Origin of the sequence: Microbacterium sp. NPDC059771 (genome assembly GCF_042732495.1) — a bacterium.
Taxonomy (GTDB): Bacteria; Actinomycetota; Actinomycetes; order Actinomycetales; family Microbacteriaceae; genus Microbacterium; species Microbacterium sufflavum.
Genome location: NZ_JBHWHK010000002.1, coordinates 493,133 through 510,115 on the forward strand (window position 1 = coordinate 493,133; position 16,983 = coordinate 510,115).

At 71.4% G+C, this 16,983-nt stretch carries 17 protein-coding genes; 11 read left to right on the forward strand and 6 right to left on the reverse strand.

The features are described from left to right. From ACFV3I_RS16270 to ACFV3I_RS16300, 7 genes are read left to right on the forward strand one after another with little or no spacing between them, the layout of a single operon-like run. Entirely contained in the window at positions 1–843 is an 843-nt protein-coding gene (locus ACFV3I_RS16270) for a carbohydrate ABC transporter permease (RefSeq protein WP_247982076.1), read from the forward strand. Continuing rightward, positions 840–1,772, forward strand: a complete 933-nt coding sequence (locus ACFV3I_RS16275; RefSeq protein ID WP_378823628.1) for a PfkB family carbohydrate kinase — start codon at positions 840–842, stop codon at positions 1,770–1,772. The genes ACFV3I_RS16270 and ACFV3I_RS16275 overlap by 4 nt, the downstream gene beginning before the upstream one ends. Beyond that, complete coding sequence (locus ACFV3I_RS16280) at positions 1,769–2,506, forward strand: GntR family transcriptional regulator (protein WP_136028931.1); 738 nt, start codon at positions 1,769–1,771, stop codon at positions 2,504–2,506. The genes ACFV3I_RS16275 and ACFV3I_RS16280 overlap by 4 nt, the downstream gene beginning before the upstream one ends. A gap of 46 nt (positions 2,507–2,552) precedes the next feature. Beyond that, complete coding sequence (locus ACFV3I_RS16285) at positions 2,553–3,011, forward strand: MaoC family dehydratase N-terminal domain-containing protein (protein WP_136028932.1); 459 nt, start codon at positions 2,553–2,555, stop codon at positions 3,009–3,011. Next, positions 3,011–3,412: a MaoC/PaaZ C-terminal domain-containing protein gene (locus ACFV3I_RS16290; RefSeq protein ID WP_136045895.1), complete on the forward strand. Its 402-nt coding sequence runs from the start codon at positions 3,011–3,013 to the stop codon at positions 3,410–3,412. The genes ACFV3I_RS16285 and ACFV3I_RS16290 overlap by 1 nt, the downstream gene beginning before the upstream one ends. Continuing rightward, positions 3,409–4,539 (forward strand): UDP-N-acetylmuramate dehydrogenase, encoded by a 1,131-nt coding sequence (locus ACFV3I_RS16295; protein ID WP_136035983.1) that lies wholly within the window; start codon positions 3,409–3,411, stop codon positions 4,537–4,539. Before ACFV3I_RS16290 ends, ACFV3I_RS16295 begins: the two co-directional genes overlap by 4 nt. 30 nt (positions 4,540–4,569) lie before the next feature. Next, positions 4,570–4,974 carry a VOC family protein gene (locus ACFV3I_RS16300; protein ID WP_378823630.1) on the forward strand — a complete coding sequence of 135 codons (405 nt, stop codon included), beginning with the start codon at positions 4,570–4,572 and terminating at the stop codon, positions 4,972–4,974. 73 nt (positions 4,975–5,047) lie between these two features. Here ACFV3I_RS16300 and ACFV3I_RS16305 read toward each other — a convergent pair whose 3' ends face one another. Together ACFV3I_RS16305 and ald are read right to left on the reverse strand one after the other, a co-directional pair. Then, the gene (locus tag ACFV3I_RS16305) at positions 5,048–6,247 is read right to left on the reverse strand and encodes a pyridoxal phosphate-dependent aminotransferase (RefSeq protein WP_136035984.1); all 1,200 of its coding nucleotides are present in this window, start codon (positions 6,245–6,247) and stop codon (positions 5,048–5,050) included. A gap of 81 nt (positions 6,248–6,328) precedes the next feature. Continuing rightward, complete coding sequence (gene ald, locus ACFV3I_RS16310) at positions 6,329–7,420, reverse strand: alanine dehydrogenase (protein ID WP_378823632.1); 1,092 nt, start codon at positions 7,418–7,420, stop codon at positions 6,329–6,331. Between the two features lie 107 nt (positions 7,421–7,527). Here ald and ACFV3I_RS16315 point away from each other — a divergent pair, with 107 nt between their 5' ends. Then, positions 7,528–8,046, forward strand: a complete 519-nt coding sequence (locus tag ACFV3I_RS16315; RefSeq protein ID WP_136028946.1) for an Lrp/AsnC family transcriptional regulator — start codon at positions 7,528–7,530, stop codon at positions 8,044–8,046. Positions 8,047–8,053: 7 nt separating this feature from the next. Here the strand turns inward: ACFV3I_RS16315 and ACFV3I_RS16320 are convergent, their stop codons facing one another. After that, complete coding sequence (locus ACFV3I_RS16320) at positions 8,054–9,547, reverse strand: PLP-dependent aminotransferase family protein (protein ID WP_378823634.1); 1,494 nt, start codon at positions 9,545–9,547, stop codon at positions 8,054–8,056. A gap of 68 nt (positions 9,548–9,615) precedes the next feature. Between ACFV3I_RS16320 and ACFV3I_RS16325 the strand changes: the two genes are divergently transcribed. Beyond that, positions 9,616–10,611, forward strand: a complete 996-nt coding sequence (locus ACFV3I_RS16325) for an aldo/keto reductase (RefSeq protein WP_247637654.1) — start codon at positions 9,616–9,618, stop codon at positions 10,609–10,611. Between the two features lie 66 nt (positions 10,612–10,677). Here ACFV3I_RS16325 and ACFV3I_RS16330 read toward each other — a convergent pair whose 3' ends face one another. The 3 genes from ACFV3I_RS16330 to aceA all read right to left on the reverse strand — a co-directional run bounded on the left by ACFV3I_RS16330 (position 10,678) and on the right by aceA (position 14,213). Continuing rightward, complete coding sequence (locus ACFV3I_RS16330) at positions 10,678–11,112, reverse strand: hypothetical protein (RefSeq protein ID WP_136029614.1); 435 nt, start codon at positions 11,110–11,112, stop codon at positions 10,678–10,680. A 92-nt stretch (positions 11,113–11,204) separates the two neighbouring features. Next, on the reverse strand, positions 11,205–12,860 hold the full coding sequence (aceB, locus tag ACFV3I_RS16335) for a malate synthase A (RefSeq protein ID WP_378823637.1): 1,656 nt from the start codon (positions 12,858–12,860) through the stop codon (positions 11,205–11,207). Positions 12,861–12,887: 27 nt separating this feature from the next. Further along, positions 12,888–14,213 carry an isocitrate lyase gene (aceA, locus tag ACFV3I_RS16340; RefSeq protein ID WP_378823640.1) on the reverse strand — a complete coding sequence of 442 codons (1,326 nt, stop codon included), beginning with the start codon at positions 14,211–14,213 and terminating at the stop codon, positions 12,888–12,890. A 132-nt stretch (positions 14,214–14,345) separates the two neighbouring features. Here aceA and ACFV3I_RS16345 point away from each other — a divergent pair, with 132 nt between their 5' ends. Continuing rightward, the gene (locus tag ACFV3I_RS16345; protein WP_136029608.1) at positions 14,346–15,797 is read left to right on the forward strand and encodes an XRE family transcriptional regulator; all 1,452 of its coding nucleotides are present in this window, start codon (positions 14,346–14,348) and stop codon (positions 15,795–15,797) included. A 22-nt stretch (positions 15,798–15,819) separates the two neighbouring features. Next, positions 15,820–16,947, forward strand: a complete 1,128-nt coding sequence (locus tag ACFV3I_RS16350) for a DUF6226 family protein (protein ID WP_378823642.1) — start codon at positions 15,820–15,822, stop codon at positions 16,945–16,947. The last annotated feature ends 36 nt before the right edge of the window (positions 16,948–16,983 follow it).

Here is a 16,983-nt window from a genome sequence, read left to right on the forward strand (position 1 = left end):
ATGAGCGGCACCCGGCTCCGTCCGGCGGAACGTCTCCGCCAGGTTCCCGTCCACCTCGTCCTCGTGATCTACGCCGTCGTGATCGCCTACCCGCTGCTGTGGATGGTCATCTCGTCGTTCAAGTCGTCGTCCGAGATCTTCACCGACCCCTGGGGACTGCCGTCGGTCTGGCTCGTGCAGAACTACGCGGCCGCCTGGGACCGCGGCATCTCCGACTACTTCGTGAACTCGGTCGTCGTCACGATCGTCTCGACGGTGGCCACGGTGGCGATCGCGGCACTGTGCGCGTACGGCATGGTGCGACTGTCGAGCCGGATCGCGAACATCGTGCTGATCGTCGCCATGGGCGGCCTGGTCGTCGCACCGCAGGTGAGCCTGATCCCGCTGTACCGGCTGCTGGACGCGATGGGCCTGCTGAACACCTCCTGGGCGATGATCCTGCCCTACGTGGCGTTCCGGCTGCCGATGGCGATCCTCCTCATCCGGTCGGTGTTCCTCGGGATCCCGCGCGAGCTGGAGGACGCCGCGACCATCGACGGCTGCCGCTCGTTCGGCGTCTTCCGCCACGTCTACCTCCCGCTGAGCGCCTCGGTGCTCACCACGGCCGCCGTGCTGACGGGCTACTTCGCCTGGAACGAGTTCCTCTTCGCGATCGTCTACATCGACGCCGATGCGCTGCGCACCATTCCCGCCGGGCTGATGTCGTTCCGGGACTCGCTGTCGACCGAATGGGGGGTGCTGCTGGCAGGATTGACGATCGCCGCCCTCCCGATCGTGGTGGTGTTCCTCGCACTGCAGCGCTACTTCGTGGCGGGCGTCGCGGCGGGGAGCGTGAAGGGATGACCATGGACGTGGATGACCTCCGCACCGCGCTCGCCGCGGTGCCCCCGCCCTCGCTCGTCGGCGTGGGTGACAACGTTCTCGACTGCTACCTGCACGAGGACCTCGCCTATCCCGGGGGCAACGCCCTGAACGTCGCCGCCTACAGCCGGCTGTTCTTCGGGGGAAGTGCCGCGTTCGTGGGCATCATGGGCGACGACCGGTTCGCCGACCACGTGCGCGGCGTGCTCGACGAGATCGGCGTCGACGCCGCCCGGGTCCGTCGTGTGCACGGCGCCAACGGGATGGCGTTCGTCGCCCTCGACGACGACGGCGACCGGCGGTTCGTGGCCTCCAACCGCGGCGGGGTGCAATCCGAGCTGCGGCTGCGGCTGAGCGAGGTCGACCACGAGTATCTCGCCCGCTTCGCCCGCGTGCACACGTCGGTGTACTCGTCGCTGGAGCCCGAGCTGCCCGCCATCGCCGAGCGCGGGACGCGGGTGTCGTTCGACTACTCCGACGACGCGTCACCCGAGGTGATCCGCAGCACGGCACCGCACGTCGACGTCGGCTTCTTCTCCGGGGGCGGACTCTCCGATGCCGAGGTCGAGGAACTGGGCCGCTACGCCGTGCGCTGCGGCATCGGGTCGGCCGTGGTCACCCTGGGCGCCCGCGGATCCCTCGCCTTCGACGCGCAGTCCGTGCATCGCACCGGCATCCGCCCGGTCACCGCGGTCGACGCCCTCGGCGCGGGCGACGCGTTCCTCACCGGGTTCCTCGCGGCGCGGGCGGCCGGCGCCGACCTCGGCGACTGCCTCGACGTCGCCGCGACGAGCGGGGCGCTCGCCTGCACCCTGCGCGGTGCCTTCGGATACCCTGTGCATGCCGGGGACGACGCGCGAGCGCAGATGCTGCGCCACTATCCGGCGCCGGAGAGGAGGGCTTCGACGTGACTCAGCTGTCGCCGGGGGTGGGATCGACGCCGCTGCACGAGCAGGTCCGCGGGCTGCTCCTGCGCGAGATCGACGCGGGCACCTACGGCGAAGGGGAGCGGTTGCCGTCCGAGCCGGAGCTGTGCGAACGCTTCGGCGTCAGTCGCATCACGGTGCGTCGCGCGGTCGCCGATCTGGAGAGCCTCGGCATCGTGCGACGGCAGCAGGGCCGCGGCACGTTCGTGGCGCCGCGCCGCGAAGTGATCGGAGCCATGACGCTGGGCGGATTCGCCGACACGGTCGTCGCCGACGGCGTCAAGTCCCGTCGCATCATGCGCGCCGAGACCGTCCCCGCCGACGAGAAGCGCGCGCGCCGTCTCGGCGTGCAGGTGGGCGACCCGGTGTTCCGTCTCGTGCGCGTCTTCGCCCTCGACGACATCCCGCTGTCCATCGACGACAGCCGGTACTCCCTCACCCGCTTCCCCGAATTCGACCGGCACATCCGCGACGACACCTCCACCTACCAGGTGCTCCGCGACGTCTACGGCGTGGAGTTCTCGGAGATGTACCGCGAGATCGACGTGGGGTTCACGAACGCGCAGACAGCGGAGTGGCTCGCGCGCCCCGAGCACGATCCGCTCATCGTCATCCGCAAGCGTGCTCTCGACCGCTCCGGCGAGATCGTGCACACCTCCCGGGTGAAGGTCGTCCCCAGCCGGATGACGTTGAACATGGTGGCGCGATCGAAGGACTGACGGTCGCGAGGGCGTCCGGTGTCCACCCCCTCGGTAGGATCGAGGGGTGGCAGTCAACCAAGATCTGATCGGCCGGGAGTTCCCGCCGACCGCCCCCTATCTGGTCGGCAGGGAGAAGGTGCGCGAGTTCGCGCGCGCCGTCTTCGCCGACGCCCCGCAGCACACCGACGTCGAGGCGGCCCGCGCAGCCGGCTACGCCGACGTGGTCGCCCCGCCGACCTTCGCGATGGTGATCCAGGACCTCACGCTCCAGCAGCTGCTGGGCGACGAGAACGCCGGGATCGAGCTGTCGCGCACGGTCCACGCGGAGCAGCGGTTCCGCTACTCGCGGCCGATCGTGGCGGGCGACGAGCTCACCGCACAGCTGCGGGTCACCGGCATCCGCATGATGGGCGGCAACGCCATGATCACGAGCGAGACCGAGATCGTCGACGACGAGGGTGCGCACGTGGTCACCGCCACCACCGTGCTGCTCGTCGGCGCGGAAGAGGGAGAGGACGCCTGATGGGCTTCACCGTCGGAGACGTGGTCGCCGAGCGCACCGTGCACCTCACCCGCGAGTCCCTGGTGCGCTACGCCGGTGCCTCCGGAGACTTCAACCCCATCCACTACCGCGACGACGTGGCCGCATCGGTCGGGCTCCCCGGCGTGCTCGCGCACGGCATGCTCACGATGGGCATCGCCTCGTCGGTGGTCGTGGCCGCGCTCGACCCCGCCACCCGCATCGTCGACTACGGCGTGCGCTTCACCAAGCCCGTCGTGGTCGACCCGGTGGACGGTGCCGACATCCATGTGGCGGCGACGGTCGGCGCGGTCGACGACGACACCGCGCGGATCGACCTGAAGGTCACGTTCGACGACACGAGCGTGCTCGTCAAGGCGCAGCTGCGCGTCGCCGTCCGATGAGAGAGGTCGAACCCCTGCGGCTGGCCGAGCTCACGACGCTGCGCACCGGCGGCGCCCCCGAGCGCATGTTCGACGCCACCACGACCGAGGGTCTCGTCGAGGCGCTCCGCGAGACCTGGGAGCGGGGCGACCCGTGGCTGGTGCTGGGCGGCGGCTCCAACCTCTTCGTGGGGGACGAGCCGTTCGACGGCACCGTCATCCGCGTCCGCACGACCGGGATCGAGGAGCTCCCCTCGCCGCATGCGGGTCGTATCCGGCTGCGCGTGCAGGCGGGCCACGGCTGGGACGACCTCGTCGCCTACGCGGTCGAGCACGGGTACGCCGGCCTGGAGGCCATGAGCGGCATCCCGGGGACCGTCGGCGCGTCTCCCGTGCAGAACATCGGCGCCTACGGCCAGGAGATCCAGGAGACGCTGGTCGAGGTCGAGCTGATCGACGAGTCCACGGGTGAGATCTCGACCGTGCCCGCGGCGGAGCTCGGGCTGGGCTTCCGCACCTCGGTGCTCAAGCATCACCACGGCAGCGAGCCGCAACGCCGCGCCGTGATCCTGTCGGTGACGGTCGACCTGCTGGTCGCGGGGGAGCGGGTGGTGCGCGGTGAGCAGCTCCGTCGCGCGCTCGGGCTGACCGACGACGCGCCGGTGCCGCTGACCTGGGTGCGGGAGCGCATCCTGGCGACCCGCGGGTCGAAGGGCATGCTGCTCGACGAGCACGACCCCGACACGCACGGCGTCGGCTCCTTCTTCCAGAACGCGATCGTGACGGCTGCGCAGGCGCGCACGCTGCCCCCGGAGTGCCCGCGCTGGCCGGTGGCCCCCGACCTCGACGCCGTGACGGTCATCCCGCTCGCGTCGTACGACGGGTACGTGCCGCCGACCAGGGCCGAGGCGCCCGACGTGAAGGTGAGCGCGGCCTGGCTGATCGAACAGGCGGGTATCCGCAAGGGCTTCAAGCTCCCGCGGTCGCGCGCCTCGGTCTCCACCAAGCACGCCCTCGCCCTCACCAACCGCGGTGGGGCGACGGCGGCGGAGGTCGCGGAGCTGGCGCGGTTCATCCAGAGCCGCGTGCACGCCGAGTTCGGGCTGGTGCTGCAGCCGGAGCCCGTGCTGCTCGGCGTCGACCTCTAGGGCGTCCGGCCCGCGTCGTACACTCGCCGCATGAGTGGACTGATCCCGTACCTGCTGTTCCCCGGCACCGCCGCCGAAGCCCTCGGCCACTACCGCGACGTGTTCGGGGGTGAGTTGCAGCTGACGAACTACGCGCAGGCCGGTCGCCACGACGGTCCTGGCGACGCCGTCGCGCACGGGCAGCTCAGCGGCGGCCCGGTCGAGCTCGCCGGAGCGGATGCGGGCGCCGACGACGACGCGGTGCAGATGAGCGGCATGTTCCTGTCGCTCCTCGGAACGGCGGATGCGGCGACCCTGACGCGCTGGTTCGGTGAGCTCGCCGCCGGCGGGCGCGTGATCGATGCGCTGCAGCGGCGGCCGTGGGGCGACCACGACGGAACGCTCGTCGACCGCTACGGCATCCGTTGGCTCATCGGCTTCCACCCCGAGGACTGACCCGCGCGCAGCACCGGGACAGACGACGAGACCCGCCCGGCCGGGAGCGGCGGGGCGGGTCTCGGGGTGTCGGTCAGGAGAACAGTCGCTGCAGGCGCTGCACGCCCTCGAGGAGCTGCTCGTCGCCGAGCGCGTACGACATGCGGATGTAGCCGGACGGGCCGAACGCCTCGCCGGGCACCACGGCGACCTCGGCCTGGTCGAGGATGAGGTCGGCGAGCTCCAGCGACGTGGTCGGGGTCACCCCGCCCCACGTGCGACCGAGCAGGCCCTGCACATCGGGGTACACGTAGAACGCGCCGAGCGGGTTGGGCACCACGAGGCCGTCGATCTTCGACAGCTCCGACACGATGAGGCGACGACGCCGGTCGAACGCCTCGCGGAACTGCTCGGCCTCGGTCTGCGGGCCGTTGAGCGCCGCGATCGCCGCCTTCTGCGCCACGTTGTTCACGTTGCTGGTGAGGTGCGACTGCAGGTTGCCGGCGATCTTGATCGCGTCGGCCGGGCCCACCATCCAGCCGACCCGCCACCCGGTCATGGCGTACGTCTTGGCGACGCCGTTGACGAGGATCGTCTGGTTCGCGGCCGCGGGCACGGCCTCCACGATCGACGTGGCCTTCACGCCCTCGTAGGTGAGGTTCTGGTAGATCTCGTCGCTGATGATCCAGATGCCGTGCTCGACGGCCCACTCGCCGATGGCCTTCGTCTCCTCGGCCGTGTACACCGAGCCGGTGGGGTTCGACGGCGACACGAACACGAGCACGGTGGTGCGCTCGGTGCGCGCCGCCTCCAGCTGCTCGACCGTGACCTTGTACTCCTGGTCGGCGCCCGCGAACACCTCGACCGGCGTGCCGTCGGCGAGTCGGATGGCCTCGGGGTACGTGGTCCAGTACGGGGCGGGCAGCAGCACCTCGTCGCCCGGGTTCACGACGGCCTGGAAGGCCTGGTACACCGACTGCTTGCCGCCGTTGGTGACGATGACCTGGCTGGGCGACACCTCGAGTCCCGAGTCGCGGAGCGTCTTCGCGGCGATGGCCTCGCGCAGCGCGGGCAGTCCGGGAGCCGGGGTGTAGCGGTAGCTGGCCGGGTCGGCGAGGGCCTCGGCGGCGGCGTCGACGATGAACTGCGGCGTCGCGAAGTCGGGCTCGCCCGCCGCATACGAGATGACGGGCTTGCCCTCGGCCTTGAGGGCCTTCGCCTTGGCATCGACCTTGAGCGTCGCGGACTCGGCGATGGCGGACAGTTTGCGGGAGAGAGGAGCGCGTTCGGTCACGGTTACGAGCGTACTCGCGTCGCCACGGCGGTCGACATGTGGGGACCGGCCAAGATCCGCGGTTCTTTCGGGTCGGGAAGGTCAGTCCGTGAGACCGTGGGCGCGGGCGACGGCCTCGAGCGTGATGCGTCCGCCCTGGACGTTGAGCCCCTTCGCCAGCGCCGCGTCCTCCGCGGCCGCGCGCTCCCAGCCCTTGCCCGCGATCGCGGACACGTAGGGCAGCGTGGCGTTGGTGAGGGAGCGGGTCGCCGTCGTGGGAACCGCTCCCGGCATGTTCGCGACGCAGTAGTAGATGGAGTCGTGCACCGCGAAGGTGGGGTCGTCGTGCGTGGTGGGCCGCGAGCCCTCGAAGCAGCCGCCCTGGTCGATCGCGATGTCGACCAGCACCGAGCCCTTCTTCATCCCGGCGACCATGTCGTCGGTCACGAGCTTCGGCGCGGCGGCCCCGGGGATCAGCACCGAGCCGATCACGAGGTCGGCCGTGGCGAGCTCCTCGGCGATGTCGTAGCGGCTCGACGCGCGGGTCTCGAGCGCGCCGCCGTACCGGTGCTCGAGCTCGCGCAGGCGCGGCAGGGAGATGTCGACCACCGTGACCTTCGAGCCGAGGCCGAGCGCGTTGGCTGCCGCATGCTCTCCGGCCACGCCGCCGCCGATGACGACCGTCTTGGCGCGGGGTGTCCCGGCGATCCCGCCCAGCAGCATGCCGCGGCCGCCCTGCGACCGCAGCAGCGAGTACGAGCCCATGGTGACCGAGAGGCGTCCGGCGATCTCGCTCATGGGAACGAGGAGGGGAAGCGATCGGTCGGGCAGCTGCACCGTCTCGTACGCGACGGCCGTGGTCCCCGCGGCCACGAGGGCGTCGGTGAGCGGGCGGTCGGCGGCCAGGTGCAGGTAGGTGAACAGGGTGAGATCGTCGCGCAGGAAGCCGTACTCCGCGGCGACGGGTTCCTTGACCTTGATGAGCAGGTCGGCCTCGCCCCAGGCCTCTTCGGCGGAGTCGACGATCTCGGCGCCCGCCGCGCGGTAGTCGTCGTCGGCGATGCTGGAGCCGATGCCGGCCCCCGACTGCACGAGCACGCGGTGGCCCTCGTGCACCAGGCGATCCGCGCCCGCGGGAGTGAGGGCGACGCGGTTCTCGTTGTTCTTGATCTCGGTCGGGACGCCGATCTTCATCGATCCTCCTGGTCTCGGGGTGCGTAGGCGCAGACCAGAATCGCAGAAACGTCGAGGAAGGGACAGATTTGATGAAGGCAATTCGGCCATCGCGAGAATCCTGAATAATGCTTCGTATGGCCACCACGTCTTCCGCCCCCGAGCCGAACAGCGTTCGGGCACCGGCGCTCGACCAGACCGATGCCCGCATCGTGCAGCTGCTCACCGTCGACGGCCGCATGACCAACGCCGAGCTCGCGGCGCGCCTCGGCGTCGCGCCCTCCACCGCGCACGCCCGGTTGCGCGCCCTCGTCGACCGCGGCGTGATCACCGGCTTCCACGCCAGCGTCGACGAGCGGCAGCTGGGCGCGGGACTCCAGGCGATCATCGGCGTGAGCCTGCGCCCGAGCGCCCGGCGCGAGAGCATCGTGGAGTTCGCCGACCGGGTGCGCGCCCTGCCGCAGGTGATCCAGGTGTTCTTCCTGGGCGGCGACGACGACTTCCTGCTGCACATCGCGGTCGCGGACTCGTCGGAGATGCGCGAGTTCGTCCTGGAGCACCTGTCGGCGCAGAGCAGCGTCGCCTCGACCCGCACGAGCATCGTGTTCGACTACCACCGCAACTCCGTGGCCGCGCCGTTCCACTGAGCGGGGGTCAGGAGCGCACGGAGCGGAGGACCAAGGCGAGCCGTGCTGCGGCCTCCTCCACCAGTGCGTCGTCGAGGTTGCCGTAGCCCAGCACGAGTGCCTCGAACGGTGTGACGGCGACGGCGTACCGCTGCAGCGGCGTGAGCGCGATGCCGAGGCCCGCCGCCGCCGACACGACCTCTGCCGCCGTGCACCGCGGGGGGAGCCGCAGCACGAGGTGCATCCCCGCGGCGATCCCGGAGACCTCGAGGCCCGGCAGCTCCCGGTCGAGCGCGTCGAGCAGGCGCTGCCGTCGACGGCGGAACCGCGAGCGCGAGGATCGCAGATGCCGCTCGAAGTCGCCGCGCGTGAGGAAGTGCGCAAGGGCCGCCTGGTCGACGAGCGACGGGGGTCCTGCGGCGGGGGCGGGGGCGAGGTCGGACGGCAGGAGCATCCACCCGACGCCGAGGGCCGGGGAGACCGACTTCGACAGCGACCCGATCAGAGCGACCCGATCAGGAGCGAGGCGCTGCAGGGCGGGGACGGGGCGTCGGTCGTAGCGGAACTCCGCGTCGTAGTCGTCTTCGATCAGCAGCGCATCGGCGGCGCGGGCCCAGCGCACCAGGCGCTCGCGCCGCGCCGGCGACAGGGCGGCGCCGAGCGGGAACTGGTGGGCGGGCGTCACGAGCGCCGCGCGGGCACCGGTCTGCGCGGCGAGCTCGACCAGGCTGTCGGTGTCGATGCCCTCCGCGTCGACCGGGACCGGGATGGGCCGCAGTCCGTTCTGCTCCGCCTGCACGCGCAACCGCGACCAGCTCGGGTCCTCCACCAGGATCGCGCGGTGGCCGCGCCGGTGCAGCTCGCGCGTGAGGAGGTCCATCGCGTCGGTCGCCCCGTGGGTGATGATGACGTGGTCGGGGTCGGCCACCGCGTGCCGCGAGCGGGCCAGGTACGACGCGACGGCCGCCCTCGCGGACGGATGCCCCGATGTCGGTGCGGCGGCGAGTTCCCGATCGGGCAGCGCGGTCAGGGCCGCCCGCAGCGCGGACGACCAGCGGGCACGCGGCACCGCGCGCAGATCCGGGATGCCGGGCCGCAGATCGTAGCGCGCCGGTGCCCGTGTTGCGGCGCGGGACTCGGTCGCGGTGTCGGCCGCGGGCGCGAGTTCGCGCGCACCGGTGGTACCCGTGCGGCCCGGGTGGCCGGGTCGCCGTGCACCCGCGGCTTGCGGGGGAGGAGGAGCTCCGAGGCTCTCCGCGACGCGCGTCGCCGAACCGGTCCGTGCCTCCAGGACTCCCTCGGCGACGAGCTGCCCGTACGCCTCGGTCACGACCCAGCGCGAGACCCCGAGCGTCTCGGCGAGGGTCCGGCTCGGCGGCAGCGCGGCGCCGGGGGTGAGGCGTCCGTCATCGATCGCGCGGCGCAGGGCCGACTCCACGCGATCGCGCAGCAGGCCGCCCTCGACGTCGGAGTCGAGATCGATCAGGGTCTCCCACGCGAGAATCGGTCTGGTGTTCTGCATCGTGATTGGAGTGTAGCGCCGGACCGATAGCTCTCTAGCGTGGAGCCGTCCCCGAGAAAGGAACCCCCATGCAGTACCGCACCCTCTCCGACGGCCGCACGTCTTTCGACGTCTCCACGCTCTGCCTCGGTGCCATGAACTTCGGCACCCGCACCGACGAAGAGACCTCGCGCGCCATCCTCGACCGCTTCGTCGAGGCCGGTGGCACGTTCATCGACACCGCGAACAACTACAGCCTCTGGGCGGGAGGTCACGGGCGCGAGAGCGAGCAGCTCCTCGGCCGCTGGCTGCACGACCGAGGCAACCGCGACGGCGTCCGCATCGCGACCAAGATCGGCGCCGCCCAGAAGGATCCGGCGAAGCCGCTGTCCAACACCCCTCCGACGAACTTCGAGGGGCTGTCGGCCGAGGTCATCCGGCGGCAGGGCCCCGAGAGCGCGCGCCAGCTCGGCATCGACCGCATCGACGTGCTCTACGGTCACGTGGACGACACCGAGGTGCCGCTCGCCGAGACCGTCGGTGCGTTCGGGGAACTGCAGCGCGCGGGGCTCGTCGGCATCGCGGGCATCTCCAACGTGCCCACCTGGCGCGTGGTGGAGGCACGGGAGGAGGCCCAGCGCCAGGGCGTCGCGCCGTACGGCGTCGTGCAGCAGCAGTACAGCTATCTGTATCCGGCGCCCCGGCTCGGGCGGAACAACTTCGTGACGCCCGAGCTGCTGAGCTATGCGGCCTCGACTGGCACGGATGAGCGACCCCCGCTCGCGATCACCGTGTACTCACCGCTGCACCAGGGCGCCATCGCCCGGGTGGACAAGCCGCTGTGGGGCGGCGTCGACCACCCCTCCAGTCACGTCCGCCGCGCGCTCCTGCACGAGGTCGCCGCGGAGCTCGGAGCGACCGCGAACCAGGTCGCCCTCGCGTGGCTGCTCGGCGCCGAGGTGCCCGTCATCCCCGTGGTCGGCGTCTCCAGCGTCGCGCAGCTCGACGAGGCTCTCGGTGCCGCCGACCTCGTGCTCGACGCGGAGGTGCGCGCCCGTCTCGACGCGGAACCCGGAGAGGAGTGATCCCCGCCGCACGGCCGAGGGCCCGACACCGTGCGGTGTCGGGCCCTCGTGCGCGTGAGCCGGGGCTCAGGTCTCGAAGGACGACGGCACCGCGCAGTAGTCCGCGAAGCGGCGGGCGGGGTGCGCGGGATCCGTGAGGTCGACCAGGGCGTTCGCGGCCGTGTGCGGCGGCTCCTCCCCGGCGAGCTGCCAGAGCACGGAGTTCCACAGGCCACGCGCCGTGGGCGACACCACCGCGGCGGGACCGGAGACGAGCAGGATGGTGCCGTCCGCACTGCCGGTGCGGAACGGTGTGATGATGAGGGCACGCAGCGCCGTCTCGTCCACCGCGGTGAGGTGCACGCGCTCCACCGTCTGGTCCGCGGCGGTGAGCGCGGTGGCGAGCGCATCGGCGGCGAGGCGCGACCGCTCGGCATCGGCTCCCGCGACCGCGAACAGCCGGCGGCCGCGCGGATACAGGTGCAGGAACTCCTCGGCGATGCCGGTCCACACGTCGCTCATGGGTCCAGGCTACGCCCGCACCGGACGACCGGGGCCGCGGCGGACGCACCGGTGCCGCGGGCCTCTCGACCCGCGGCACCCGTGTCCCGCGCTCAGTCCTCGTCGATCAGGAAGCGGCTGTACGCGCCGAGGGTGAGGAACGCGGGGAACTCCTCCTGCAGGGCGACCTCGCGGAAGATCTCGGCCGCGTCGTCGAAGCGGTCCCCGTCGCGGCGGTCCACCCCGTCCAGCACCTCCGCGATCAGCCCCTCCACGTACTCGACCGTGATCGGGGTGCCGTCCTGCGTCGTGCGGTCCTGGTGGATCCACTGCCACACCTGCGACCGGCTGATCTCGGCGGTCGCCGCGTCTTCCATGAGGTTGTCGATCGCCACCGCTCCGAGCCCGCGCAGCCACGCCTCCAGGTAGCGGATCGCGACCGACGCGTTGTCGCGCACGCCCTGTGCGGTGATCGGCCGCCCGATGTGCAGGTCGAGCAGGTCCTCGGGGGTGACGTGCACCTCGGGGCGCTGCCGGTCGACCTGGTTCGGACGGTCGCCGAGCACCGCGTCGAACTCGGCCTGCGCCGTGGGGATGAGGTCGGGGTGGGCGACCCAGGTGCCGTCGAAGCCGTCGCCGGCCTCGCGCTTCTTGTCGGCCGACACCTTCTCCACCGCGCGCGCCGTGACCTCGGGATCGCGGCGGTTGGGGATGAAGGCGCTCATGCCGCCGATCGCGAAGGCCCCGCGCTTGTGACACGTCTGCACCAGCAGCTCGGTGTACGCCCGCATGAACGGGACCGTCATCGTCACCTCGCTGCGGTCCGGCAGCACGAACCGGGCTCCGCGCCCGCGGTAGTTCTTGATGATGGAGAAGATGTAGTCCCAGCGACCGGCGTTGAGGCCCGCGCAGTGGTCGCGCAGCTCGTACAGGATCTCGTCCATCTCGAACGCGGCGGGCAGCGTCTCGATCAGCACGGTCGCGCGGATGGTGCCGTGCGGGATCCCGACGTACTCCTCACTGAAGGAGAACACGTCGTCCCACAGCTTCGCCTCCTCGCTGGACTCGAGCTTGGCGAGGTAGAAGTACGGCCCGCGGCCGCCGTCGATCAGCGCCTGCGCGTTGTGCAGGAAGTAGAGGCCGAAGTCGACCAGCGAGCCGGAGGCCGAGGTGCGGCGGCCGGCGCGGTCGATGAACCCGATGTGCTTCTCGGGCAGGTGCCAGCCGCGCGGGCGCATCACGATCGTGGGCGTGCGCTCGGCGGTGACGCGGTACTCCTTGCCCTCGGGGGAGGTGAAGGACAGCTCGCCGCGGATGGCGTCGCGCAGCGACAGCTGCCCCTCGATCACGTTCTTCCAGGTGGGGCTCGTGGCGTCCTCCTGGTCGGCGAGCCAGACGCGGGCGCCCGAGTTGAGGGCGTTGATGGTCATCTTCGGGTCGGTGGGCCCGGTGATCTCGACGCGGCGGTCCTCCAGCCCGGGCCCGGCACCCGCGACGCGCCAGTCGGCGTCGGCGCGGATGTGCGCGGTGTCGTCACGGAAGCGCGGGTCGTGGCCGTTGCCGATCTCGAAGCGGCGGCGCAGGCGGTCGGCCAGGCGGTCGTGGCGGCGAGAGGCGAAGCGGTGGTGCAGCTCGGTGAGGAAGGCGATCGCCGCGGGGGTGAGGATCTCGTCGTAGCGGTCGCGGATCGGTCCGGTGACCTCGATCGCAGGTCCCTGCCGGGTCGTCGGGATCGGGGCGGTGGTCGGGGGAGCGGTGGGAGTGGTCATGATGCGGATCCTTTGCAGAGGTGGGGATCAGTGGAACTGGGCGGCCTCGGTGGAGCCGGCGAGGGCCAGGGTCGCGCTGTCGGGGTTGAGCGCGGTGGAGATCACGTCGAAGTAGCCGGTGCCCGCCTCGCGCTGGTGCTTGGTGGCGGTGTAGCCGTCGGCCTCGGCGGCGAACTCGGCCTCCTGCAGCTCGACGTAGGCGCTCATGGCGCGCTCGGCGTAGCCGCGGGCGAGGTCGAACATGGAGTGGTTCAGGGCGTGGAAGCCCGCCAGCGTGATGAACTGGAACTTGTAGCCCAGGTCTGCCAGCTCCTGCTGGAACGTCGCGATCTCGGCGTCCGACAGGTGGCGCTTCCAGTTGAAGCTCGGGGAGCAGTTGTAGGCCAGGAGCTTGCCGGGGAACTCGGCGTGGATCGCCGCGGCGAACTCCCGGGCGAGCTCGATGTCGGGCTCACCGGTCTCGACCCACAGCAGGTCGGCGTAGGGCGCGAAGGCGAGCCCACGGCTGATGACCGATTCGATGCCGGGACGGATGCGGTAGAACCCCTCGGTCGTGCGCTCGCCGGTGGTGAACTCCCGGTCGCGCTCGTCGACGTCGCTCGTGAGCAGGTCGGCGGCCAGGGCGTCGGTGCGGGCGATGATCACGGTCGGCACCCCGGCGACGTCGGCCGCCAGTCGCGCCGCGTTCAGCGTGCGGATGTGCTGCTGCGTGGGGACGAGCACCTTGCCGCCCAGGTGACCGCACTTCTTCTCGCTCGCGAGCTGGTCCTCCCAGTGGATCGCGGCGGCGCCGGCCTGGATGAGCGACTGCGCGAGCTCGTAGGCGTTGAGAGGCCCACCGAATCCGGCCTCCGCGTCGGCGACGATCGGGGCGAGCCAGTCCTGCGTGATCTCGCCCTCGGCGTGCTCGAGCTGGTCCTGCCGGAGCAGCGCGTTGTTGATGCGGCGGACCACGGAGGGCACCGAGTTGGCGGGGTAGAGCGACTGGTCGGGGTAGGTCTGCCCGGCGAGGTTGCCGTCGGCGGCGACCTGCCACCCGGAGAGGTAGATGGCCTTGAGCCCGGCCCGCACCTGCTGCACGGCTTGCCCGCCGGTGTAGGCGCCGAGCGCGCGGACGTAGTCCTCGGTGTGCAGGAGGTTCCACAGGTTCTCGGCACCGCGGTGCGCGAGGGTGGCGTCCTCGCGGACGGAGCCTCGGATGCGAATGACGTCGTCGGCGGAGTAGGTGCGCTCGACGCCGTCCCAGCGGGGGTCGGTGTCCCAGATCTCCTGGAGCTCCGCCGCCGTCTGAACCTGGTCGCCGGCGCGCAGGCCGGCGGGGCGCGGGGTGGGGTTCGATGCGGTGTTCGTCATGGTGTCTCCTCGGATGGAACCGGCGTCGGTGCCGGTGGCGTGGTCCCACTCTGTGTGAACTTCGGCGCTCTTCTCGGCCGGATCGAAGGAGAAGTTTGCCCTTCTTTCTGTTTTCGTGACAGAATCCCCGCCATGACCAGCACCGAGGCCGCAGAAGACACCGACGCCCTCACGATCGGGCGACGGATCCGTCAGCTGCGCACCGCTCAGGGGATGACCCTCGAAGAGCTCGCGACGGCGGTGGACCGCGCGCCCAGCCAGCTGTCGATGATCGAGACCGGCAAGCGCGAGCCCAAGCTCACGCAGCTCCAGGCGATCGCGCGAGCGCTCGGGGTCACGATCGACGCGCTGCTGGAGGGCGAGCCGCTCGACGAGCGCAGCAGCCTGGAGGTCGCGCTGGAGCGGGCGATGAAGGGCCAGACGTTCCGGGCGCTCGGCATCGACCCGTTCCGCATCGCGAAGACCGTGCCGACCGACGCGCTGAAGGCGATGCTCGCCCTCCACGGCGAGATCGACCGGCTGCGGGACGAGCGGGCGGCCACGCCGGAGGAGGCGCGGCGGGCGAACGTGGAGCTGCGGCACCTGATGCGGAGGCAGGACAACCACTTCGCCGACCTGGAGGCCAAGGCGTCGGAGATCCTCGCCGCGGTCGGGCACCCGGGCGGACCCCTCACGCAGCGGACGGCCTCGGAGATCGCCGCCTACCTCGGCTTCACGCTGCACTACGCCCCCGACCTGCCGCAGACCACCCGCAGCGTCGCCGATCTCGCCCACGGACGGCTCTACCTGTCGAGCAGCGTCCCGGCCAAGGGTGATGCGCGGACGGCGGTGCTGCAGGCGCTCTCGAGCCGGATCCTCGGGCACGCCGAGCCGCGCAGCTACGCCGAGTTCCTGCGGCAGCGCGTCGAGACGAACTACCTCACGGGCGCCCTCCTCATCCCGGAGGCCCACGTCGTGCCGACGCTCAAGGACGCGAAGCAGCGGCGTGCGATCTCGATCGAGGACCTCCGCGACGCCTACTCCGTGTCGTACGAGACGGCCGCGCACCGCTTCACCAACCTCGCGACACGGCACCTCGACATCCCGGTGCACTTCCTCAAGGTGCACGAGTCGGGCACCATCACCAAGGCGTACGAGAACGACGACGTGAACTTCCCGACCGATCGGCTGGGCGCGATCGAGGGACAGATGTGCTGTCGACGGTGGACCTCGCGGGTGGTGTTCGACGAGGACGACCGCTTCAACCCGTACTACCAGTACACGGACACGGGCAACGGGACCTATTGGTGCACGGCCAGGGTCGAGGCGTCGAGCGAGGGGCTGCACTCCGTGAGCGTGGGGGTGCGGTTCGACGACACGAAGTGGTTCGTGGGCCGCGACACCCCGCACCGCGGCGTCTCGAAGCACTCGGTCGAGGTGTGCTGCCGCCGTGCCCCCGCGGAGCTGGAGGAGCGGTGGCGCGAACAGTCGTGGCCCAACGTGAAGACCCCGCGCACGCTGCTGGCGACCCTGCCCACCGGCGCCTTCCCCGGCGTGGACACCACCGACGTGTACGAGTTCCTGGAGGCCCACGCGCCGCGGTGACCCCGCTCGGTACGCTCGGTCGATGAGCAGTGCGGTGTTCCCCGGTCCCCTCGGCCCGATGCCCGAGGCGGGTGCCGCCGCGGTCGTGTGGATGCCCCCGCAGGCGGATGCTCCGGGGCCGGTCCGGTTCGTCGACGGCTTCGAGCCTTTCGCCGAGTTCGCGCGGGGCCACGAGGTCGACCCCGCGCTGCTCGCCGTCGATCTCGGGGTGACGTGGGACTTCGTCGCCGGTCATCCTGAGGTCCTCGAGAGCGAGACGCTGGCCGCGGGGGCGGCGCGGTTCGTGGGAAACGTCATCGCGGTCGTGCACCCGGCCGCGACATGGCGGATGACGAGTGAGCCGGAGATCGGGACCAACACCCTCTCGATCCCGGTCGCCGGTCTCGTGCAGGGGATGGTGCAGCAGCCCGGCCAGCGGGATGCGTTCCTGCAGATGCTCGCTCCGTGGGAGCAGGACGACATCGATGATGCGGAGATGAGGGCGCTGTCCGCGGAGGATTCGGCTCCCGCGGTCGTCGTCGTCCCGGCGCGCGCGTATGTCCGGCCTGCTCTCCCGATCCTGACCTTCCACGACGACCGCGGCGAGGGGATCCCCTACGGGCACCGCTGGCCCGACGGCATCGCGCCGGAGGAGTCGTACTCCCGGGAATCCCACCTGGAGCGCTTCGCACCGCTGTCCCTCGTGGTCGACGCGCTCATCGAGCACCTCCGTCGCGAGTACGAGGTCGAGGTGCGGCGAGAGAGGGGGGAGGGCGGAACCGAGCACGTCGTGCTCGAACCGGCGCGCGGTGCGCAGATCACGATCACGCCGGGCGTTCCCTCCGTCCGCATCGATGCGGGTGCCCACTTCCACGCGATCGTGCCGTCGTGCATCTGCGATGCCTGCGACGAGACCGCCGAGACCGCGGCGGACGAGCTGGAGTGGATCGTGCTGTCGGTCGCCGCCGGGGGCTTCCGGGAGAAGTACCCCGTGGGTCGCCGTGCGTGGCTGTACACGGAGATCCGGTCGCCGGACGGCGAGCGGCGGGAGAGCAGCTCCGGTCCCGCGCCGGAGATGCCCGCCGAGGCGCGAGAGCGCGCGGCCGCCCTGCTGCGCGGGCTCGACGACGGCTGGTGGCCCGCCTGGCCGCTCCGCTCCATCCCCGCCTGACCCCGCCCGACCCCGGCCCCACCTCCGCCCGTTCGT